Source organism: Paraburkholderia sp. J69-1, assembly GCF_905220255.1.
GTDB lineage: Bacteria > Pseudomonadota > Gammaproteobacteria > Burkholderiales > Burkholderiaceae > Paraburkholderia.
The window spans coordinates 379346-400544 of sequence record NZ_CAJMZG010000003.1; the positions used below are offsets into that span (position 1 = coordinate 379346).

Below are 21199 nucleotides of genomic sequence, written 5' to 3' on the forward strand. Positions count from 1 at the left end.
CCATGAAACGGGCGTCGAGGTTCGTCTATGCGGCTGGTGCCATCGGCGCACTCTGCGCCGGCTTGACCGCCATGCCGGTTTGCGCCGAAGCGCCGGGCAAGACTTCGACAGTCGTGTCCGGTACGGTGATCGTCGCCAGACCGGCGGCTACGCAAAACGCGCCTAAAGTCGACCTCGAGCCCGTCCTGCCGAAAACGGCCACGCCGTCCACGGTAGCCGCTGCCCCCCATGCGCCGCAACGCCGCGCGCCTGTCGTGCGGGCACGCGCCCGCGCCGCCGTGCAGGACGATACGCCGTTCTCGTTTCGCGGCATCTCGCTGGGCATTACGCTCACCGCGCTGCGCGAAGCGAACATGATCCGCGCCACGCCGCACGAGAGCACGCTGCTTTGCGAAACCGACGTGGCCGGCGGCGATATCGGCATGATGCTCAAGAGCTATGCCAGTGCCAATGTGGCCTGCCGCTGGGCGCATCGCACCTCGAACGGCTGGGAGCCCTCGCTCGCCGTCGTGGCTGGCGCGCCCGCCGTGGATCACGTGCTGCGTTTCGCGCACGACGCGCCAGGTGAGCCGCTGCGGCTCTATGAAATGTCTTTCGTGGTGGACAGCATGACGGCTTTCGACCTGCGCGACCTGCTCGCTGCACGTTATGGCAAGCCGCACATGCATGGCAACGCCAATGTGCCGCTACTCGAATGGGACAACGCCTCCAGCACGATCACGATCTGCATGCTGCCGGATGGCGGACGTGCCACGCTGACTTATCTGTTGAAACCACCCATGCCGCGCCCCAAGGGCTTCGAGCGCGCGTTGAAGGTCAGCCAGTTCGACGAAGGCTGATCTGCCAGGCCACCAGGATAGCCACTCCAGCGAGCCCGCCACTACGCGTATCCCGATGAATATGATGAAATCTTACCGCCCTCAACACCTTCCGATTAAATCGGAATCCTTACTTTCCGGGAAGAACTGGAAAGCATTCAGCCTTTCGCGCCCCAGCCTTTCGCGGCCCGGCCTCGGCGGCCTGCTCGCCTGCGCGGCGATCGTCCTGCCGCTCGCCGGTTGCGCCACCAACGATTCGATCGTCGAAACGCCGATGACGCCGCCGCTCGCCGAAGCGCCGCTCAACGTCAACACGAGCGGCTCGATCTATCAGGCCGGCACGTCGCTCGCGCTTTACGAAACGCCGCGCGCGCAGCGCATTGGCGAAGTGCTGACGATCCGCCTGTCCGAAACGTATAGCGGCAACGACACCGCCACCGCCGCCGCCAAACGTTCGAGCGACATCACGGCCACGGCCGCCGATCAATCGACCGGCACGGCCGCACGTCTCGCGCGTCTGTTCAACATCGGTTCGGCATCGACGACCTTCAACGGCAGCGGCAATCACACGCTTTCGAGCGGCATGACCGGCACGCTGGCCGTCACCATCATCAGCAAGACGCCGACTGGCAATCTGGTGGTGTCCGGCGAAAAGATCATCGCGATGAGCGGCGAACACCAGCGCCTGCGTCTGTCCGGCATCGTCAATCCGAACGATGTCGAAGCGGACAATTTCGTGGATTCGAGCAAGATCGCCAATGCGCGTATCGAGCAGGTCGGCCACGGCATGCTCAACGATGCGACCACCGTGGGCTGGCTGCAGCGCATGTTCCTGAGCGTGCTGACGTTCTAAGGCGAACGCTGGGCGCGTTGAAGGCTGCTGGCAAGACAGATGGAAAAAGGGCGGTGCGTCGATTAAAACGCACCGCCCTTTCTATTTACTCTGCGTCGCCTTCGAGATCGGCGGCATATTCGCCTTTCTTGTGCTCGCCTTTATATTCGCTGTAGCGCTCGGCCACGCCCACTTCGCCGTCGGGCACGAATACATAGCCGTGACCCCAGACCGTCTGCAGATAACGCGGCTCGGAAGGATCGGTTTCGATCAGCCGGCGCAAACGCCAGATCGCCACGTCCAGGCTGCGATTGCGATAACGCCCCGCTTCGCCGTAGACGATTTCGATGATCTGCTCGCGCGAAAGAATCGTCATCGCGTGATTGACGAACAGCTTCAGAAACGCGAACTCGCTCGAACGCAGCGGAATACGCTCTTCGTCGCGGAACAGTTCGCGCGAGCGGAAGTCCAGTTCGAACGGCCCGAAGCTGAACGAGGCGCGGCTTTCCGGCGCGCCCGTTGCGCTCGCCACGCTGCGGCGGCGCATGACCGTGCGGATGCGCGCGGCCAGCTCGCCCGGATCGAACGGTTTGCCCACGTAATCGTCGGCGCCGAACTCCAGGCCGAGCACGCGATCGATCACCTCGTTGCGCGCCGTCAACATGATCACCGGCAGATCGTCGCCGCTCGCGCGCAGTTCGCGCAAGGCGCTGATGCCATCGACCTCCGGCATCATGATGTCGAGCACGACAACCTGAGGCCGTTCGGTACGCAGCTTCTGCTGCAGGGCGCGCGCCGACGGCAGCGCGGTAACGGTAAAGCCGCGCATCTGGAGATATTCGGCCGTGACGTCGCGCACGACGGGATCGTCGTCGACGAGAAAAACGTTATTGGTCATGCGCAGATCGTAAGGGACACTGCCACGCGCGGGAAAGGCCCCTTACCTTCCCAATCCTTTCCGAAACTCTTTCCGGAAATACGTGACACGAAAGATTGTGGAGAAATGATGGACGATTACTGCCCGGCCGATGCCGAGTCGAACGTGCTGGCGAGGCGCGTCTGATCGACCACCATGCTGTCGATCAGACCCTGCAGTTTCACCGCGGCGCTGGAATAGCGGTCGGTGCTCAGGCCATGCACTTCGTAGCGCGCCGTGACCGCAATACGGTTGTGCATGAAGATCGTCATATTGATGGTCGACAGATAAGCCTTGCTGTCGTCGCTGAAAGTCGGGCGGCCGAATTCGATCGACGCGTTATAGACCAGCCGGCCCTCGCAATTGGACGGCTCCGTGCCCGGGCTATAGAGATCTGAGCGCACGCCGCGCCGCGACAGCGCGTATTGCAGCGACGGCACGAAATCGGCCGCCGTGACCATCGGATTGATTTCGATGCAGACGTCGCTCAGATTCACAGGCCGGCCCGTCACGAATTTCGGCGACGAGTAATTCGACGCAACGGCATAACCGGCCTGAATCACGGAGCCGGTGGCGTCGGCGGCCGTGATCAGCGTCCACGCGCAGCCGTTGAGTGCGAGCGGCGCAGCGAGCGCCGCCGCGCAAAATAAGGAGCGGATAACGTTGGGCATGGAAGCGAAGGACAGAACGCGTCGATAGGCTGCACCGCGGACATCGCGGCAGGCTGCGCGCCGCGCGCAACCGGCTGGGCCGGATTGCACGGACGGCAGGACTCGACATGCATCATCGCGGCAAAGCGCGCTGTGCGATGGCGCGGACATCGGCCAATGTTGAAAGTGGCTTTCCAGTCCTTCGCAAATCTCCCTGCCGGTAAGCACTTTTGTGCAGCACCTGCGCCGGATGGCCGCAGATGCGTCGTGCGCGCAGTCAATCTCTTACCTCGCGCGCTCCATTTGAAATGTTTTGTAAGCGGCCTGGCAATCGCCCCGTTGAGCGAGGCTTTGCGCACAGGACGCTGCGCTATCGTTTCCTTGCGGCGAAATATGCCGTGGCGACGCCGGACGAGCCGCCTGTCGTCCCTGTCAATTCAACATCATCGTGCCTGACATGAACCGAGAAACGAAAACCCGCCGCGCTGACTTCACCCTGCATCGCGGCCTTGGCGCCGCCGCGCTCGCGCTCTTCGCTACGCTCGCCGTTTCGACGACAGCGCAGGCGGCGAGCTTCCATTGCCCGCACAACGCCTCGGCGTCGGAACGCATCGTCTGCACCGACCCGGCGCTGTCCGCGCTCGACGACAAGCTGGCCGCGCTCTATCGCAGCGCCGTCGACGCGACGCCCGACGCCACCGCGCTCGAAGCCGACCGCGTGCACCAGTGGCAGTGGCGCCAGCACAACTGTAAAGACAAGGCTTGCGTGACGGACTGGTACAACCGCCGTATCGCCGAGCTCGAAGGCGACTACCGTCACGGCCAGCAGGCCACCGCGCAACGCGTGAAGGACGGTGTCGTCGACCAGCATCTGGCCCCGACCGCTCAGGACGCCGTGCTGCAGATGAAGGGTATCGAACAGGCGCCGGTCAAGAGCACGGACACGAAGCACGACGACGCACAGGCCAGCGCCGAATCGCTGCGCCTGCGCAAGATGCCGAGCGGCGTGGTTGCCGATGCACGTTCCAAGCGCCTCGGCGATGCGATGGCCAAGCACATCCCCGCTGCCGCACCGGCTTCGAAGGCCGAAGCGAACGCGGATTCGGGCAAGGCTGTGGCAAACGCCGCGAGCATCGCTTCGATCGACGACGTGATCGCCAAGGCCGCGAAGCAGCCGGCCAAGCCAGCCGCAGCGAAGGCTTCTGATCAGACGAATGCGAAGACCGCGCAGACGGCGGTTCAGGAAGCGGCTGTCGCCGTCAAGTAAGCCGGGTTGAACCCCGCTTGTAAGTAAAGGTAAGAATTAGTCACACCGGGGCTATTCATCGAAACGTCGACATCAAATAAAATTTCACGATGAGTCCACACGTTCTCATCGTCGACGACGATCCGGTCGTGCGCGATCTTCTTTCCCGCTTCCTGCGGACCCACGGCTTCCAGACATCCGTACTGCACGAGGGCACGCACCTCGCGCGTCGGCTCGAGCGCGAGCGACCTTCGGTCATCGTGCTCGACGTCATGATGCCGGGTACCGACGGCTTGCGCACGCTGGCTGCATTGCGTGCGCAGGGCGACGACATCCCGGTCATCTTCGCATCCGCGCGTGGCGCGGTGACCGACCGCATCGCCGGGCTTACGCTCGGCGCGGACGATTATGTCGCGAAGCCGTTCGACCCGCAGGAACTGCTGCTGCGTATCCAGACTGTGTTGCGCCGTCATGGCGCCGTGCCGCCCAGCGCGCCCGAAGCGCGCGAGCGCTGCCAGTTCGGACCGTTCGAGCTCGACTTCGCCACGCGTTCGCTGCTGCGCGAAGGCGAGCGCGTGCCGCTGCGCGACAGCATATTCGCGCTCCTGAAGATCTTCGCGCGACACCCCTACCGCGTGCTTTCGCGCGTATTGATTCATGATCTGCTGCGCGAAGACGGCGAGCCGTTCAACGACCGCAGCCTGGACGTGCCGATCTGGCGTCTGCGCCGCGTGATCGAAGACGACCCGGCCCAACCGCGTTTCGTGCAGACCGTGCGAGGCAAGGGCTATGTTTTCGTGCCGCTGCGCGAAGACGAAATCGATGGCACTGCCGCCGCCGATGCCGACGCCGGTTCATGAACAATCCGCTGAACACGCTGTTTGGCCGCATGGCCTTGATGTCGGCGCTCGTGCTCTTCGTGGTGCAGGCGTGCTGGTTCGTCATCTTCGCGCCGCAGCCGCGCCGCCATGAAGTCGAGGGCTTCGAGCGCGGGCTGCTGCTGATGCTGCACGCGGCCAACGGCTCGATGCCCAACGAAGTCGAACTGGCGCCCGCGCTGCGCGTGCATCTGGTGCCGACCTGGAACATGCCGGCCGATGTGAAGCTGGCCGTGCCCACGCACGAACCGCTCGCCGATCTGCGCAAGCAGTTGCTGCGCGATCTGCCCGCAGGCACCGAAATTCTCGCCGATCAGCATCTGCGGCGCGCCGCGCTCTGGGTGCGCTTCGCAGGCCATCCCACGTGGATCGTCGCGCCCATCGATTTGCCGCCGCCGCCCAATCTGCTGCCGCAGGCCGCCGGCCTGCTCGCCATGTCGCTGCTCGTCGCGCTGCTGGCGATGTGGCAGATGCAACGTCCGCTCTCCATCATCTCGCAGGCCGCCCGTGCATTCGGCAGCGGCCATCGGCCCGCGCCCGTGAAGGAACGCGGCCCGCGCGAACTGCGCGACCTGATCGGCTCGTTCAATCGCATGATGAAGCAGCTCAACGAAGCCGACGACGATCAGGCCGTCATGCTCGCGGGCGTGGCGCACGATCTGAAATCGCCGCTGACGCGCCTCAAATTACGCGCCTCGATGCTGGGCTCGGACCGCGAGCGCCAGCAGCTTTATCGCGAAGTCGATTCGCTCAACGACATCGTCCAGCAGTTTCTGGAGTTCGCGCGCCAGAAGCCCGAATCCGGCCCGGAAGTGGAAGTGGATGCGCTGCTGCGCGAGCAATATTTCTCGGACACCGGCAGCGAAGAAGACACGCTTTTCAGGCTCGATCTGGGCGCTGGCCCGGCATTCAAGCTGCCGCGCACGCTGCTGGACCGGCTGATGTCGAATATCGTCGACAACGCGCTCGAACATGGCGAGCCGCCTGTGGAGATCGCCACGCGCCGCGAAGGCACGCAATGGCTGATCGAAGTGCGCGATCACGGCCAGGGCATTCCCGCCGACCGCGTAGCCGCGGCGATCAAGCCCTTCGTGCGGCTCGACGAAGCGCGCGGCGGCGAAGGTCATTGCGGACTGGGACTGGCGATCGTCACGCGCCTCGTGCGCAATCAGGGTGGTCAGTGCACCCTGTCCAACCATCCCGAAGGCGGGCTGCGCATCCAGATCGCGCTGCCCGTGATCTAAGGCTCAATTAGCCAAGACTCGATGGCCGCGTCAATTTGACGCGCGCCGATTTACACCACGAGACGCGCACGCAGGCGATCGACCGTTACCGAGGCCAGACCCAGGCCACTCTCCAGGTAACGGTTGATATCGCCATAGGAGCGCTGCAAAGCGTCGCAGGCGGCCTGCAGATAGCTGGCCTGTACGGGTGGCGTGAGATTGTCCGCGTCGATCGTGGTCGAGCGCCACGCGTTCGTCAGCAAAAAATCCTGCACGACGATTTCGAGCGGCACATTGGCGATCAGCAGCAGCAGCGCCGAAGCCCAGCCCGCCACGTCCACCGCACTACTTCCCACGATCAATTGCGGCCCCGGCGCCTCGGCGATATGTTCGAGCAGCGCGCCATAGGCGATGCACTGCATGCGGCCGGTCACGAATTCGCGCCACTGCGCCTGCATCGCTGCATCCAGATCGCCTGCCGTATAGCCCGCGAACGAGCGCGGTCCCGGCGTGCCGAGCACGTTGAGCGATACGCGGTTGGCGCTCGTCAGCACCGTATCGGGCGTCATGTCGTTTTCGGCGGGCGTACGCAGGTCGTAGACGCACGCGAAGGCCATGCGCTCCAGCGTGACGGCATCCACCGTGTTGGGCGTGAGCGCGTCGCTGCGGTATAACAGCGCACGTCGCACGTGGGCGCCGTCACTGGTCGAATAACCCGGCGCCGCGCCGCCGACATCGCGGAAGTTGGTCACCGAATTTACTACCGGCGAAGGCGCGAACTGCGGGCCAGTGCCGTCCGAATACTCCCCGCCACAGGCGCTCAACAAGGTGCTCGCGCAACCGCCGAGTGCCAGCACACTCATCGTGCCCTTTAGCAGCGCACGCCGCGGCGGGCTGGCAAGCCCGCCGCTTGCGCCGCGCGCCGCATGGGCGACACCGCCGGATACGGCACCCGGCAAACGCTTGCGCACTTGCCTGAACGAAGAAGAACAGGCGGAGAAAGGAAGAATCATCGATAGAAAGCGAGTAATGGTGCTCGCGTTCCGGCGAGCCCGCGGCGGCGAATTGATGCCGCGCGCGTAAAAAATGGAAAGTTGAAGTTTACCGGCAGATCGCCAGAAATGGGTTACGTCGCAAGACTCAGTAATAATCTGTATTACCTGGTATTGCATGACACGCGATGGCGACGCCATCATGCCCCGCCGAAAACGCCACGTCACGGACGTTTTCCGCCACAAATCTTTCCTTATCTTTCCAATTCAACATAGCTGGAAAGATCGTATGAAACCCCATTTTTCATCGCGCCTTTGCCGGCGCGGGGCGCGGCGAAAAGCCCTTGATTTCATTAACGAAACTTCCAATTACTTCCAAAATATTATTCTTGACGCTCAATCTCCCGCTTCTATAATCGCCCGTGAATTCAGGCATGGACGCCACGCTGTCTGATGCTCATGGGAGTGCAACGTCATGTACAAAGGCAGTGTCACCGAAGAGGCGCGCGAGGTCATGCGCGCAATCGAACTGATCCAGCTCGGCGCACGTATGCCCGTGCTGGAGAAAGAACTGAATCTCTCGAGAAACCGCCTGATCCGGCTTTATCGCGAACTGAAGGACGCCTCGCCCCCCAAGGGCATGCTGCCGTTCTCCGCGGACTGGTACTTCACGTGGCTGCCGAATATCCACGCTTCGCTGTTCTACAACGTCTTTCTGTATCTCAAGGACGAAGCGAAGTGCAGCCGGCTCGATGCGCTGACACGCGCTTACCGGCTCTATATCGAACATTGCGATTGCGCGGAAATCGAGCGCGTGCTCAGCTTCACGCGCGCCTGGACGCTGCTGCGCTTTTTCGAAGGCGGTCTGCTGACGCTGACGCGTTGCGGCACCTGCACGGGCCGCTTCGTGCGCCCGATTCGCGACGCCAATAAACCCTATACCTGCTGTGTCTGTGCGCCGCCCTCGCGCGCCGGTGTCACGCGCGCCGTACTGGAAAGCCGTAACCAGGAAAATAATGCCCTGTCGCGTTTTGCCGCAGGCGCAAACGTTGTCCCCGCACCCTTCGCAGCCTGAAAGCGCAGCGACGCCTTATGCGTCGTCGCTTTCGGCCTGTTCGAGCATGGCGCGAATATCGCCGGCGCAAAGCCGGCACGCTGCTTTGCTTTCCTGATTAAAATGCGCGGCCTGGCGCTGCTCGCAAATCTGTGCGGCCATTTCCAGCGCGTGCGTGTGCGCCGCCTGCCAGATTTCCCATGCAATCTGCGGGCCGCTTTGGGCGTATTCGTTATTGAGGTCGCGCTCGAGCGCTTCGGGCAGACGTGCATGACCCTGCACATACGCCGCGCGATACAGCGCCTCGAAAACCTTACGGCGCGAAGGCCGTTTCACACCCAGCTCTCTTTCTGTTGCACCGGCTTGCGGATGCGTAAGGGCTTATTCGACATTGGGCGTAGCGGCGTAACCATTCATACCGACATTCTGCCGCTACGCGCGCGCGAACGGGTCCCGGAATATCGCGCATTTCTCCGCGCTATTCGATAAGAGGATTGACACGCCGACGTGGGAACATGCCACCGTCGCGATAAAGTTTAACGAGGGGAATATGGATATCGGCAGTTTGGCGACGACGGCGGGCGACGGCGCCGCGTACGCCCGCAAGAGTCAGGCGGACGTCACGGCCACGGACAATAACGCAACCACCAGCAAGAATACGGGCGATAGCGCTACGCCGGCTTCGCAGGACGAAGCGGTGCAGATTTCGCCGCTGGGCTATGCCGCTGCATCGAAGACGGCGCCGGCTGCTACGGCAAAGGCGGCAACAGCGACGGCTGCATCGGACGACACATCGGCGGATAGCTCCGACGATGCCTCGACCGACGACGCCACCACGCCTTCGAGCGCAACGGTAAGCGACGCGCAGAACGACACCGGCGTGACCGAAAGCAGCAGCGATGCCGATGCAAAACCGCTGCAATCCGTGGTGTATGGCGCACTTGGACTCGGACGGCCCGACCTGCCGCCCGATTCGAACCATGCCTACACGCTGGGCCGATGGCTGGCCGCCGGCATCACCATCGGCGGGCTGATTTCGCTGTTTATCTGAAGCACGCCACGGTGCGCGCGCGAGTTTATTCGACCGAGTCGTGAATATCGGTTAGCCGGATCATATGCGGCTGCGCGCTCGACTCTTCGTCGGCATCATTTGGCGTGGGCGGATGAATGAGTGCGTCCAGCCGCGCGCGCGTGGCCAGAAATTCCGGTGAATTGAACTGCGCGTAACTGCGCGGTCGCGGCACCGGCACTTCGATCAATTCCTGCACCTCGCCGGGATTGGCCTTGAGCACCAGAATACGGTCGGCCAGAAAGATCGCTTCGTCGAGATCGTGCGTAATGAAGAAGATCGTGATATCGACATTACGCCAGATATCGAGCAGATGACGCTGCATCTTCGCGCGCGACTGCGCATCGAGCGCGCCGAACGGTTCGTCCATCAGCAGGATGCCGGGCCGGTTCGCCAGTGCGCGCGCAATCGCCACGCGCTGCTTCATGCCACCCGATAGCTGATGCGGATACGCATTGGCAAACTTCTCCAGCCCCACCAGATCGAGCCATTGCAGCGCTTCGCGTTCGGCTTCGGCAGCGCCTTGCCCACTCATACGGAGTCCGAACATCACGTTCTTTTTCACGGTCAGCCACGGAAACAGCGTGTAGCCCTGAAACACCATGCCGCGATCGACGCCAGGCCCGCGCACAGCCTTGCCATTCACGCGTACTTCGCCCGATGTTTGCGTTTCCAGCCCCGCGAGAATACGGATCAAGGTGGATTTACCGCAACCGGAAGGACCGATCACGCAGACAAACTCACGCCGATGCGTGGTGAAGCTGACATTGGAGAGCGCCGTATGTTCGCCTTGCGGCGAGGAAAAACGCTTCGTGAGGTTACGCACTTCGAGCAGGGGCGCACGCGCCTTGAGCCGCGCGAAGCGTTCGCGCACGGCATCGGACTGCAGAAGATAGTCGGGGACCGGCTGCGGATTGAACATGATGGCGTCCTTGAAAATAAAAGCGTGATGCAGGCGAAACGCGTGAAGCGCAATCACGCCTTCAACGGCCAGCGGCCAACGTGCGATCCCACGGAAAGAGCTTGCGCCCGAAAAATGCCAGCACGATATCCGTGCCCAGCCCAATGATGCCGATCATCATGATCGCGGCATACACGTTATCGAAATGCTGATAACGCGCCTGCTGCGTGATGTACCAGGTGATGCCCGAACTCGTGCCCACCAGTTCCGCAACGATCAGATAGGTCCACGCCCAGCCGAGCAGAATGCGCTGATCGCGATAGAGATCGGGCAAAATGCCGGGCACCACCACATGCGTGAGCAGTTTCAGGCGCGTAGTGCCCAGCGTCATGGCCGCCTCCAGCAAGCCGAATTCCAGCTTGCGCGTGGTGTTCGCGATAATCAACACCTGCTGGAACAGCGTGCCGATCACGATAATCGCAATCTTCGGCGCATCGTAAATGCCGAGTACCGCCACCATCAGCGCGCCGAATGCAGGTGCGGGCAAATAGCGGAAGAACTCAAAAAACGGCTCCTGCAGCCGCGCCAGCGCGCTATAGGTACCGCACACAATGCCCAGCGGCACGCCAAATAACGACGAAACCAGAAAGCCCCAGAAAATGATCTGGATGCTGTGCCAGAGGCTTTGATGCAGCCACACGCCGTCAGCCGACGCAGGCGGCGTCGTGAACGCCGTATAGAACGCGCGCAGCACTTCATGCGGCGCGGGCAGATACACGGGGTTCGCGGGCACGCCTGCGGGCAGCGCAGCGTTCGTCTCGCGCGCATGCGCCAGTTCATCGGCGAAAATGGCTTTGTCGATCCGCATGCCCGGCTGAAAATAATCGACACTGCCGGGCTGCGTGATCAACATCTGCGAGTGCCAGACGAAGGGCACATAACTCACCACGCACCATATGAGGAGCGGCACCAGAAACGAGCCGAGTCCCAACATCCATTTGCCGCGCGGCGTAAGCTCGCGGCGTACTGCAAACATACCGGTCTGGCTGATTTCGGCCATGGTGCTCTCCTCTTTTACTGCGCTCTCTTTTACTGCGCTCTCTTTTACTGCGCTTCGTCCGCTTTATTTCAGGGCGCCCGTGAGCGACGGGTCCACATAGGCGCTGATATCCTGCGGCGTCTTGTAGACCTGATACTTCACGTTGAAGGCGTCGGCGGTACGGCTTGAACCGTAAAGCGATTTAAAGCCATCGGCCTTCACATACGCCTGCTGCGCTTCCGGCAGCGTGAGCAGCTTCGTGCCTTTGAGCAGCGGCAGATATTGCGCGGGCGTCAGTCCCACGCGCGCCGACATGATCTTCACCGCATCGCCCTGCGTAGCCGGATCTTCGATGTAATGCACCACGCGATACCAGACTTTCGCGAGCTTTTCGTAATCGGCCTTATGCGCGGCGAGACTCACCGGGTTGACCGCGAGCACGTCGTAAATCAGGCCCGGTTCGTCGGCCGAGGTGAACACCGGTCGCGCGCCCGGCACCGCGCGCTGCGCTTCGCCCGCATTCGGCTGCCACGCCGCGATCGCCGCCACATCCGAAGACGCCAGCACTTGCGGCGTTTCCGTTGTCTTGGCGTTCACGAGCGTCACGTCACCCTCTTTCATGCCCGCGCGCTGCAGCGCGTCGAGCAGCAGCAGGTGATCGACCACGCCGAATTCCACGCCGATCTTCTTGCCCTTCAAGTCCTGAATCTTGCGCGCGGGCGGCTTGGCAATCACCATGTCGTTGCCGTTCGAATAGTCCGTGATCAGCGCCATCACGTTCTTCGCGCCATTCGCGCCCATCGTCAGCGCGTCGCCGTTCGTCACGAGTACGGCGTCGAGCTTGTTGGCGGAGAATGCGTCCATCGAGGCCGCGTAGTCGAACCAGTCGAACTTCACGTCGAGGCCTGCTTCCTTGAGCCAGCCCTTGTCGATGGCGACCTGCCAGGCCACCCAGCCCGGCCAGTCGCTATAGCCGATACGCAGCGGCGCGGCGTTCGCGGCCTGGCTCAGCGACGTGAACAGACCGGCGGCGAGCGCAGCGCCCGCGACGATACGAGCGGCCCAACGGCGCTTGGGCGTGGCGCCCTGAGCGAGCGTGAAGTGCGTGGTCTTCATGGCAGATCTCCAGGTATTGAATCGTGCAGCGGTGGGTTTTAAATCCGGTCTTATGGAATGCTTCATCAGGATTCCTGCTTTTCTTTCAACGTCTCGTTCGTAGCTGAATCGCGCTGCAACCACCTGCGCCAACCGCCGAACACGCTGATATCGGTCGCGCCCTGCAAGGCAACGCTTTCGCAGAGAAAGCCGTGCACGCCGCGGCCATCGTCGAGCAGCAAAGTGCCGATGCCGAGCGGCGCGGGAATCAGCGCGACGAACGAACCGAACTGCGTTGCAGGCATCTCCCATACTTCGACTTCGATCGCCGTGCCGCCCTCTGCCACGCGCACGAGACCGGGCTTTGCGCTTTCGGGCAGCGCGTAGAGCCGATAGGCCGGCGCCGTTTGCGTCGTTTCGACAAGGCGCGCGCCACGCGATGTCAGTTGGCCGTTGAGCGGTTGGCCGCTCAAATGCGCGCCCACGACGGCAACGCATACGTTTTCACTCGTTTCGCACGACACATCCGGCGCAATTTCGCCCAGCCATGCGCGGGCAATGGCGAGCAGTTTTGCATCCTCGTTGGCGCGGGCAACGAACGTGATCCCGAATGGTTTTCCCTCGTGCTTTCCGGTCTCGCACAGGCCCGCAGGCACGGCAAGCGCCGAGAGATCGAGCAGGTTCACGAAGTTCGTGTAATAGCCAAACTTCGCATTCACGCCGATAGGATCGGCCTCCAGTTCCGCCACGGTCGAGGTTGTCGGCGAAGTGGGCGTGAGCAGCGCATCGATATGCGGCCAGACACGCTCGGACGCCATCTTCAGGGTGGCCAGGCGGTCGAATGCCGCGAAGGTATCGGCGGCGCTCCAGCGTGTCGCACCGCCAATGATCGCGCGCGTGACCGGATGCAAGGCATCGGGATTCGATTCGTAGAACGGGCGGATTGCGGCCAGGCGCTCCGCCACGAATGGCCCTTCGTAGAGCAGGCGCGCGGTGTCCAGAAAGGGTTCGAAATCCACTTCGACGATCTGCGCTCCTTGCGCCCGCAACTTGTCGAGCGTGGTCTCGAAAGCATGCGCGTAAGACGCGTCGCCATAAAATTCGCGCTGTGCCGCGCGCGGCACGCCCAGGCGCAGGCCGCGCAGTGAAACGGCTTGCACGGGCACGCCTTCCCACGTGCGGGCGTAGGGATCGCCTTGCGCCGCGCCACGCGCAGATTCGAATACCGTCTGCGCGTCGTTCGCCGTGTGCGCGAAGATCGATACGCAATCGAGCGAGCGGCACGCAGGCACGACGCCTTGCGTGCTCAGCACGCCTTTGGTCGGCTTGAGTCCTATGAGGCCGTGGAAAGCCGCGGGAACGCGTCCTGAGCCTGCTGTATCGGTGCCAAGCGCGAATGCGGCCAGTCCCATCGCGACAGAGACCGACGAGCCCGAACTCGATCCACCCGAAGCATAGTCAGGGTCGAGCGCGTTTCTGCACGCGCCATAGGGCGACCGTTGCCCGGATAGCCCCGTGGCGAACTGATCGAGATTGGTCTTGCCGATGGGAATCGCGCCAGCCGCGATCAAACGCGCCACCACCGGCGCGCTTGTTTCCGGCGTGTATGCGTACTCGGGGCATGCCGCCGTGGTCGGCACGCCTGCGAGATCGATGTTGTCCTTGATCGCAAAGGGAATGCCGTAAAGCGGCAGCGTGGCCGGATCGCGGCCCGCGAGCGCATCGGCATAACGCATCATTTCTTCATGCGTCAGCGCACGAATCCAGATGTGATGCGGATCGTCACCTGCAGTGCGTTGCGCAATCTGCGCGACGAGTTGTGCAGGCGTCAGGCTGCCGTCGAGATAGCGCGCACGTAAGGCGGCAATCGTCATATCGGAGATCGTTGTGAGCGCGTTCATTGGCATGCGGCCTCCTCGCCGCCGACATCTTCGATTGAGGAAACGCACGCGATGGTTTCATCGGCGTCGACACGAATCACCATCAGACGCTGGCCTGCGGTAACGGCATCGCCTTCGGCGCAAGCAAGCGACTCGACCACGCCGCCGATCAGTGCCGACACGGTGACTTCCATCTTCATCGATTCGAGAATGGCGACGTCCTCGCCTTCCTCCACGCGATCGCCAGCCGCGACCAGCAATTTCCACACGCTGCCCGAGACATCGGCGCCAATTGCACGGCAATCCTCTGCGAGCGTGTCGTCTGCGTCCGCATGGCTCGCATCCTGCGCACCGGCTTCGCCTACGTATTCCGCCTGGCCCGCAACGCGCCAGCGTTCGCGCTCCGCATCGAACGCGGCTTGTTGCGTCGATTTAAACGCCGCAATCGAAGCGGATTCATCGTGCAGAAAGCGCTGGTATTCGCCAAGATCGAAGACCGATTCCTCGATACGCAATGCGCGCCGCCCCGCGATAAATTCACTGCGCCATTCCGCGAGTTCGGCTTCGCTCACTTCAAAAAAGCGGATTTCGTCGAAGAAGCGCAGCAGCCATGGCTGTCCTGGCGCGAACTCCGCCGTCGAGCGATAGCGATTCCACATCTGCACCGTGCGGCCCACGAACTGGTAGCCGCCGGGGCCTTCCATGCCATAGACGCACATATAGGCGCCGCCAATGCCCACGGCGTTTTCAGGCGTCCAGGTGCGCGCCGGGTTGTACTTCGTCGTCACCAGCCGATGACGCGGATCGACCGGCGTGGCCACCGGCGCGCCCAGATAGACATCGCCGAGACCCAGCACCAGATAACGCGCGTCGAATACGATGCGCTTCACGTCGTCGATACTATCGAGACCGTTGATGCGGCGAATGAACTCGATATTGCTCGGGCACCAGGGCGCATCCGGCCGCACGCTCTGCATATAGCGTTCGATCGCGATACGCGTCGAAGGATCGTCCCAGGACAACGGCAGATGCACGATGCGATTCGGCACACGCATGGCATCGATGGCGGGCAATTGCGCTTCCGCGCCTTTCAGATGGTCGATCAGTTTTTCCGGCGAGAGCAATGCCGGATCGAAATGCACCTGCAATGAACGAATGCCAGGCGTCAAATCGACAATGCCCGGTACGCGATGATCTGCGAGCCAATTCATCAACGCATGAACGCGAAAACGCAGTTTCAGATCGAGTACCGGCGGACCGTATTCGATCAGCAGATTGCGATCGCCCGAGCGGCGATAGACCACGGCCACGCCTTCATTTTCAGGCTCGCTGCGATAAAGCACGCATTCGTGGGAATCGGCTTGCACATCGTTGCGCGCGGGCACGAAACGTACGGTATCGCCCGGACGCAATTGACCGAGTTTCCAGAGTTCCTCGCCCACTACCGTGACCGGGCACACGAAGCCACCGAGACTCGGGCCATCCGGGCCGAGTATCACCGGCATATCGCCCGTGAAATCGACCGCGCCGATTGCATAGGCATTGTCGTGAATATTCGACGGATGCAAACCCGCCTCGCCGCCGTCCGTGCGCGCCCATTGCGGCTTCGGGCCAATCAACCGCACTCCCGTACGGCTGGAGTTGTAGTGGACGGTCCAGCGCGCTTCGTACAGCATGGCGATATCGTCGCGCGTGAGGAAATCAGGCGCGCCGTGCGGGCCGTCGAGTACCGCGAGTTCCCATGCGTGCGTCAGCGCCGGAATACGCGCCGCTGGCAGTGTCGCGCCCGCATCGCCCTTGGCCGCGCCTGGCGCGAGATGCAGCACATCGCCCTTACGCAGCGCACGGCCCGCATGACCGCCGAATTGCCCGAGCGTAAAGGTGGCCTTGCTGCCCAGATAGTCCGGCACCTGCAAGCCGCCTTTGACCGCGAGACAGGCGCGCACGCCAGCACCCGTCACGCCGCCGAGCTTCAACACACTGCCCGCGGTCGCGCGGGTGACCTGCCAGAACGGTACGGTCTGGCCATCGAGCGTGGCGGCGAGCGGCGCACCGCCCAAAACGAATAGTGTCTCGCAGTTAAAGCGCAGCGTTGCGCCGACCATCGTGAATTCCATCCCGGCTGCGTCTTCTGGATTGCCGATTAATTCATTAGCAAGACTGAATGAAAGATCATCCATCGGCCCCGAAGGCGGCACGCCCACATCCCAATAGCCAAGTCGCCCAAGCGTTTGCTGCACGGTGGTCTGCACACCGCCATCCATGACGTCGATGGTGTGCGGCGCGAACAGGAAGCGGCCCAGAAAGCCCGTCGTCTGCTCGCCGGCCGTGAAGGTGGACGATCCCACCACCGCGCGCAGATAGTCGAGATTGGTTTCGATGCCATAGAGTTGCGTGCGTTCGAGCGCGCTCGCGAGTTTCGCCAGCGCCGCTTCGCGCGTGCTGTCGGTGGCGATGATCTTGGCGACGAGCGGATCGTAGAAAGCGCTCACTTCGGTGCCCGCATCGACCCAGGTATCCACGCGCACATCGTCAGGGAAATCGACATGCGTGAGCAGACCGGAACTCGGCTGGAACTGCCGGTTAGGATCTTCAGCGTAGACGCGCACCTGAATGCTCGCGCCTTGCGGTTCGGTCACGAGTGAATCGAGCGGCGCAAGCGTGCCCTCCGCCTGCCGGATCATCCACTCGACGAGATCGACGCCGTAGACCTGTTCGGTTACGCCATGCTCGACCTGAAGCCGCGTGTTGACCTCAAGGAAATAGAACGCACGCGCGCGCGCATCGAACACGAATTCCACCGTGCCCGCATTTGCGTAATTCACCGCACGCGCAAGACGGATTGCGGTTTCGTGCAGCGATCGACGCTCTGCTGCGTTCAAGCCCGGCGCGGGCGTTTCTTCGATCACCTTTTGATTGCGCCGTTGAACCGAGCAATCGCGCTCGCCTAGCGCAATCACATCGCCCGCGCCATCGCCGAAAATCTGCACCTCGATATGGCGTGCATGCTCGACAAACTTCTCGAGGTAAACACCCGCGTTAGCGAAATTGCTTTGCCCAAGCCGCGCAACCGACGCGAAAGCCGATTCAAGTTGCGCAGCGTCGCGGCACAACGACATGCCGATACCACCGCCGCCCGCCGTGCTCTTGAGCATCACGGGATAACCAAGCGACGATGCCGCTTCGAGCGCTGCCTGCGCATCGGCCAGCAAGCCCGTTCCCGGCAATAGCGCAACACCATTCGCCTGCGCAATTTCGCGCGCCGTGTGCTTGAGCCCGAATGCCGTCATCTGATCTGCTCGCGGACCGATAAAGACAATACCGGCCTCTTCGCAGGCACGCGCAAACGCGGCGTTTTCGGAAAGAAAGCCGTAGCCCGGATGCACTGCTTGTGCGCCAGTGCGGCGCGCAGCATCGAGAATTGCCGCGGCATTCAAATAGCTTTGCGCAACGGGCGCGGGGCCAATGCAGACGGCTTCATCGGCGAGCATGACGTGCATTGCGTGACGATCGGCTTCCGAATAGACCGCCACCGACGCAATACCCAAACGCTTGAGCGTGCGGATCACGCGGCACGCGATTTCGCCGCGATTGGCAATAAGAATCTTGTCGAACGCCATTACGCCTCCCACACAAGCAGGTGCACCGGCGTGGGGTTATAGCCGTTGCAGGGATTGTTCAATTGCGGACAGTTCGAGATTAGTACAGTGACATCTTCTTCCGCGCGTACTTCGACATATTTCCCCGGCGCGGAAATACCATCTTCGAACGTGAGTTTCCCTAGCGGCGTCACCGGCACGTTCATAAAGAAGTTGATATTGCTGACGAGATCGCGTTTGCCTAACAGCGCGGCTGCGCCACAGGTGCAATGCGCGAGTGCGTTGAGATAACTATCGCGGCAGCTATGCATATGACGCTTGTCGAGCGCATAGCGCACCGTGTTGCTTTCGGCCGCACAGGCGCCACCGAGCGTGTCATGACGCCCGCAGGTATCCGCGATGATCGTCAGCATGGGACGACCGAGATTCGACATCAGCACGCTGCCCGCGCTCAGATAAAGATTGCGCTGCGCGCGAATGGTGTCCTGCGCGCTATAGCGTTCGGCCGGATCATCGCTGCGATAGAACAGCGTATCGACAGCCTGATTGCCTTCGAGATCGATAATGCGCAGCGTCTGGCCGCGCTTGAGGTCATACAGCCACGGCTCGCCGGCAGGCAGCGTGACATCGTGATGGGCATGGCGCTCGTCGAGCGCGCTTTCGATAATCGGCATGGCGGCTCCTCAGGCGAACAGGCGGTCGGTGTTGACGAATGCGCGGCCGTTTTCGGCACTGGACGTGCGGCAAAAATCGTCGGCGGGCGCGCAGGCATCGGCGTCATATGCGCGCCATGCAATGAGTTTCACCGGCTTCGGCGCATAGTCGCCTTGCGGATCGAGCGGATGCGGCGCCGTAGAAAACGCCGCGAGCGTATTCATTTCGAAACGCAGATCGATGGCCGCGCCAGCATGCGAATGGTGCGGAATGTATTCGAGCGCGCCATCGTCGCCCACCGCGACCTTGCTGAAGAAATTCACATTGGCGACGAGATCGCGCGCACTCAAACCATATTTCGCGAGTTCGAGAATGAGGCTGTCACGGCCGTTGCGAATCATGGCATTGCGATGATCCTGATAGCGTTTTTCGCCGTATTTGCGCGCGAAAAGCGCCGCATCGCCAACGCCGCCGAGCGGATCGTGCCAGCCCAGCGTATCGCCCGTGATGGACGCAATGACGCGACCCATATCGGTATGCAATGCGTGGCCGCGCGTGAGATGGGCGGTGTGCTGTGCCTTGAGCGTGTCCGCCATGTTGTAGCGTTCGAGCGGATCTTCCTGACGATGAAACACAGCGGCGAGATTCGCACCGCCTTCGATATCGACGATACGCAGCGTGAGACCGCGGCGCAGAATGCCGGACCAATGTGTGCCCGCAGGAATCACAGCTTCCCAGAGCGGTTCCTGAGCGGGTAATTGAGTCGGCGCGACTTCAGCGTGGAGGCTGGACGGCATGGAGGCTCCTGATGGCGAAGGGAATAAGCGTGAGAGGGCGATCAGACGACATCGCGACCTCCCGGGCTTTTATCCCTCCGTGGAGCCTCGGCACCGCCCTCGAAACGAAGGTGGGAGACGAGACCGGATTGCTCTCGGACCAGGCATCGGGCACAGGACTGAAACCAGCATCGTCCTGCGCAGCGACCGGAACCCTAGCGATCCTAAGATGATGCAAATTACTTCGCACCTCTCGCCAGGTCATTTAGCGAGATTTGTGCCAGTGAACGAACGAGACTCGCTATGCCTTGTGACGAAAGGGTTTTGCGGGCAATGTGCCCTGCTCGCTTTCGGTTCGCATACGCCCTATGTTGGTGATTCATGCGCTGCAGATGAACCGCGCGGCACTATTTGTGGGCGTAATTTTTAGTGTTTTCACGGCGCGACGCCGCAAATGTCGATGGCATGGCTGTTGCGTTCAATGCCATCGTTCTGAATCCGCTTCGAGATCGCCCATGTCCGCTACTCACCGCCTGCGCCAATTCCTTTATTCGATTTTTTCTGCGCGATTCATCGAATTGCAACGTCATGGTGCTAGCCCGGCGAAAAGCGATATGAGCAAGCGCGCCTGACGAAGCAGCTTGCCGATACCTTGATCGCCGGGTCTATCACCGGGCGCTACATCAGCTATCCGATTTCAGTTTTCCGCCGGTTGCCCAGGCGTCTTTCGCGATCTCCGTAAACACGATTTCGACGACCTCCGGCGGACACGTCAAGGCTTGGCGCACGACTGCTTCATCGCACTACCCGTCAGCACCAACTCACTGAAATCGGCGCGCTTTACTACGAGCGCTGCAAACGCGCACTGTATGAATTCGAACAGGCTGAAGCCAGTGCCGCCGAATTGCGCAGCAGCCCGCGCGGCAGACTGAAAATCGTCGCGCCGGTCAGCTTCGGCAGCGAAAAACTGGCGCCGGTTCTGGCCGATTATCTCGAACGTCATCCCGAAGTCAGCGTCGACCTGACGCTCGACAATGCGCCAGTCGACCTGATGCGCGAGGGATATCACCTCGCCATTCATGTCGGCGAAATCGATAGCGCGGATCTGGTCGCGCATCCGTTACACGCTTATCGGCGCGTTCTGGCGGCGGCGCCCTCGTACCTCGAACAGCATGGTCATCCACCAACGCCGGAGCAATTGCGCGAGCACGCCTGCCTTGGCCTGTCGTACTGGAAAAAGAAGGAATTCTTCTGGACCCTGGCGGGGCCGCAGCAGCAGATATGCCATGTGCCTGTCGATGGTCGTTTTAGCGCGAACGACGGCCGTGCATTACGCGCCGCGGCGCTGCGCGGCACCGGCATCGTGCTGCAACCGGAAATGCTGCTGGAAAACGATCTGGCTGAAGGCCGCCTCGTTGCCGTGCTGCCCGAATGGAGTCATGTGCCTACGCCGATGCATCTCGTGCATTCGCGCGATGTGCGACCGACTGCGATGCTGCGCACCGCTATTGATTTCCTGGTCAAACGCTTCGCCGGTGAATAGCAAGTTATATAGCGATGCGAAATGGTTTTGCCAT

At 62.0% G+C, this 21199-nt stretch carries 19 protein-coding genes and 1 riboswitch; of the genes, 8 read left to right on the plus strand and 11 right to left on the minus strand.

Annotated elements, in window-relative coordinates:
* The first annotated feature begins 2 nt into the window (after positions 1-2).
* Both U5A67_RS07395 and U5A67_RS07400 read left to right on the plus strand, forming a co-directional pair.
* Complete coding sequence (locus U5A67_RS07395; RefSeq protein ID WP_321813550.1) at positions 3-839, plus strand: hypothetical protein; 837 nt, start codon at positions 3-5, stop codon at positions 837-839.
* Positions 840-894: 55 nt separating this feature from the next.
* Complete coding sequence (locus tag U5A67_RS07400) at positions 895-1671, plus strand: flagellar basal body L-ring protein FlgH (RefSeq protein WP_321813551.1); 777 nt, start codon at positions 895-897, stop codon at positions 1669-1671.
* 85 nt (positions 1672-1756) lie between these two features.
* On the opposite strand, the gene U5A67_RS07405 is transcribed toward U5A67_RS07400, so the two are convergent.
* Positions 1757-2548, minus strand: coding sequence for a response regulator (locus U5A67_RS07405; protein ID WP_205985452.1), 792 nt, complete (start codon positions 2546-2548; stop codon positions 1757-1759).
* A 116-nt stretch (positions 2549-2664) separates the two neighbouring features.
* Entirely contained in the window at positions 2665-3237 is a 573-nt protein-coding gene (locus tag U5A67_RS07410; protein ID WP_205985453.1) for a hypothetical protein, read from the minus strand.
* A gap of 436 nt (positions 3238-3673) precedes the next feature.
* Here U5A67_RS07410 and U5A67_RS07415 point away from each other — a divergent pair, with 436 nt between their 5' ends.
* From U5A67_RS07415 to U5A67_RS07425, 3 genes are all read left to right on the plus strand, one after another.
* Positions 3674-4483: a lysozyme inhibitor LprI family protein gene (locus U5A67_RS07415; protein WP_205985454.1), complete on the plus strand. Its 810-nt coding sequence runs from the start codon at positions 3674-3676 to the stop codon at positions 4481-4483.
* Between the two features lie 89 nt (positions 4484-4572).
* The gene (locus U5A67_RS07420; protein WP_205985455.1) at positions 4573-5322 is read left to right on the plus strand and encodes a response regulator; all 750 of its coding nucleotides are present in this window, start codon (positions 4573-4575) and stop codon (positions 5320-5322) included.
* Complete coding sequence (locus U5A67_RS07425; protein WP_321813552.1) at positions 5319-6584, plus strand: ATP-binding protein; 1266 nt, start codon at positions 5319-5321, stop codon at positions 6582-6584. The genes U5A67_RS07420 and U5A67_RS07425 overlap by 4 nt, the downstream gene beginning before the upstream one ends.
* A 50-nt stretch (positions 6585-6634) precedes the next feature.
* Here U5A67_RS07425 and U5A67_RS07430 read toward each other — a convergent pair whose 3' ends face one another.
* Positions 6635-7576: a tyrosine-protein phosphatase gene (locus U5A67_RS07430; protein ID WP_321813553.1), complete on the minus strand. Its 942-nt coding sequence runs from the start codon at positions 7574-7576 to the stop codon at positions 6635-6637.
* A 454-nt stretch (positions 7577-8030) separates the two neighbouring features.
* On the opposite strand from U5A67_RS07430, the gene flhC reads away from it, so the two are divergent.
* A complete protein-coding gene (gene flhC, locus U5A67_RS07435) occupies positions 8031-8630 on the plus strand; it encodes a flagellar transcriptional regulator FlhC (protein ID WP_205985458.1) in 600 nt (199 codons plus the stop codon).
* 15 nt (positions 8631-8645) lie between these two features.
* Here the strand turns inward: flhC and U5A67_RS07440 are convergent, their stop codons facing one another.
* Entirely contained in the window at positions 8646-8945 is a 300-nt protein-coding gene (locus U5A67_RS07440; protein WP_321813554.1) for a hypothetical protein, read from the minus strand.
* A 214-nt stretch (positions 8946-9159) separates the two neighbouring features.
* On the opposite strand from U5A67_RS07440, the gene U5A67_RS07445 reads away from it, so the two are divergent.
* Positions 9160-9660 carry a hypothetical protein gene (locus tag U5A67_RS07445; RefSeq protein ID WP_321813555.1) on the plus strand — a complete coding sequence of 167 codons (501 nt, stop codon included), beginning with the start codon at positions 9160-9162 and terminating at the stop codon, positions 9658-9660.
* A gap of 25 nt (positions 9661-9685) precedes the next feature.
* Here the strand turns inward: U5A67_RS07445 and U5A67_RS07450 are convergent, their stop codons facing one another.
* The 7 genes from U5A67_RS07450 to U5A67_RS07480 form a co-directional block, all read right to left on the minus strand.
* A complete protein-coding gene (locus tag U5A67_RS07450; RefSeq protein WP_205985461.1) occupies positions 9686-10600 on the minus strand; it encodes an ABC transporter ATP-binding protein in 915 nt (304 codons plus the stop codon).
* 61 nt (positions 10601-10661) lie between these two features.
* Positions 10662-11639 carry an ABC transporter permease gene (locus U5A67_RS07455; protein WP_321813556.1) on the minus strand — a complete coding sequence of 326 codons (978 nt, stop codon included), beginning with the start codon at positions 11637-11639 and terminating at the stop codon, positions 10662-10664.
* Between the two features lie 63 nt (positions 11640-11702).
* Positions 11703-12734 (minus strand): ABC transporter substrate-binding protein, encoded by a 1032-nt coding sequence (locus tag U5A67_RS07460; protein ID WP_321813557.1) that lies wholly within the window; start codon positions 12732-12734, stop codon positions 11703-11705.
* A 65-nt stretch (positions 12735-12799) separates the two neighbouring features.
* Positions 12800-14620: an allophanate hydrolase gene (atzF, locus tag U5A67_RS07465; protein ID WP_321813558.1), complete on the minus strand. Its 1821-nt coding sequence runs from the start codon at positions 14618-14620 to the stop codon at positions 12800-12802.
* On the minus strand, positions 14611-18213 hold the full coding sequence (locus tag U5A67_RS07470) for a 5-oxoprolinase/urea amidolyase family protein (protein ID WP_321813559.1): 3603 nt from the start codon (positions 18211-18213) through the stop codon (positions 14611-14613). Before U5A67_RS07470 ends, atzF begins: the two co-directional genes overlap by 10 nt.
* Entirely contained in the window at positions 18213-18866 is a 654-nt protein-coding gene (locus tag U5A67_RS07475) for an urea amidolyase associated protein UAAP2 (RefSeq protein WP_321813560.1), read from the minus strand. The genes U5A67_RS07470 and U5A67_RS07475 overlap by 1 nt, the downstream gene beginning before the upstream one ends.
* Before the next feature lie 9 nt (positions 18867-18875).
* Positions 18876-19643, minus strand: coding sequence for an urea amidolyase associated protein UAAP1 (locus U5A67_RS07480; protein ID WP_321813561.1), 768 nt, complete (start codon positions 19641-19643; stop codon positions 18876-18878).
* 56 nt (positions 19644-19699) lie between these two features.
* Positions 19700-19852, minus strand: a riboswitch (guanidine-I (ykkC/yxkD leader).
* Between the two features lie 674 nt (positions 19853-20526).
* On the opposite strand from U5A67_RS07480, the gene U5A67_RS07485 reads away from it, so the two are divergent.
* On the plus strand, positions 20527-21165 hold the full coding sequence (locus tag U5A67_RS07485) for a LysR substrate-binding domain-containing protein (RefSeq protein WP_321813562.1): 639 nt from the start codon (positions 20527-20529) through the stop codon (positions 21163-21165).
* The last annotated feature ends 34 nt before the right edge of the window (positions 21166-21199 follow it).

Coding starts and splice junctions, on each gene's coding strand:
- U5A67_RS07470 (WP_321813559.1), bottom strand. CDS start 18,213: ATGGCGTTCGACAAGATTCTTATTGCCAATCGCGGCGAAATCGCGTGC.
- U5A67_RS07430 (WP_321813553.1), bottom strand. CDS start 7,576: ATGATTCTTCCTTTCTCCGCCTGTTCTTCTTCGTTCAGGCAAGTGCGC.
- U5A67_RS07405 (WP_205985452.1), bottom strand. CDS start 2,548: ATGACCAATAACGTTTTTCTCGTCGACGACGATCCCGTCGTGCGCGAC.
- U5A67_RS07410 (WP_205985453.1), bottom strand. CDS start 3,237: ATGCCCAACGTTATCCGCTCCTTATTTTGCGCGGCGGCGCTCGCTGCG.
- U5A67_RS07450 (WP_205985461.1), bottom strand. CDS start 10,600: ATGTTCAATCCGCAGCCGGTCCCCGACTATCTTCTGCAGTCCGATGCC.
- U5A67_RS07415 (WP_205985454.1), top strand. CDS start 3,674: ATGAACCGAGAAACGAAAACCCGCCGCGCTGACTTCACCCTGCATCGC.
- atzF (WP_321813558.1), bottom strand. CDS start 14,620: ATGCCAATGAACGCGCTCACAACGATCTCCGATATGACGATTGCCGCC.
- flhC (WP_205985458.1), top strand. CDS start 8,031: ATGTACAAAGGCAGTGTCACCGAAGAGGCGCGCGAGGTCATGCGCGCA.
- U5A67_RS07480 (WP_321813561.1), bottom strand. CDS start 19,643: ATGCCGTCCAGCCTCCACGCTGAAGTCGCGCCGACTCAATTACCCGCT.
- U5A67_RS07455 (WP_321813556.1), bottom strand. CDS start 11,639: ATGGCCGAAATCAGCCAGACCGGTATGTTTGCAGTACGCCGCGAGCTT.
- U5A67_RS07445 (WP_321813555.1), top strand. CDS start 9,160: ATGGATATCGGCAGTTTGGCGACGACGGCGGGCGACGGCGCCGCGTAC.
- U5A67_RS07425 (WP_321813552.1), top strand. CDS start 5,319: ATGAACAATCCGCTGAACACGCTGTTTGGCCGCATGGCCTTGATGTCG.
- U5A67_RS07400 (WP_321813551.1), top strand. CDS start 895: ATGAATATGATGAAATCTTACCGCCCTCAACACCTTCCGATTAAATCG.
- U5A67_RS07395 (WP_321813550.1), top strand. CDS start 3: ATGAAACGGGCGTCGAGGTTCGTCTATGCGGCTGGTGCCATCGGCGCA.
- U5A67_RS07420 (WP_205985455.1), top strand. CDS start 4,573: ATGAGTCCACACGTTCTCATCGTCGACGACGATCCGGTCGTGCGCGAT.
- U5A67_RS07475 (WP_321813560.1), bottom strand. CDS start 18,866: ATGCCGATTATCGAAAGCGCGCTCGACGAGCGCCATGCCCATCACGAT.
- U5A67_RS07460 (WP_321813557.1), bottom strand. CDS start 12,734: ATGAAGACCACGCACTTCACGCTCGCTCAGGGCGCCACGCCCAAGCGC.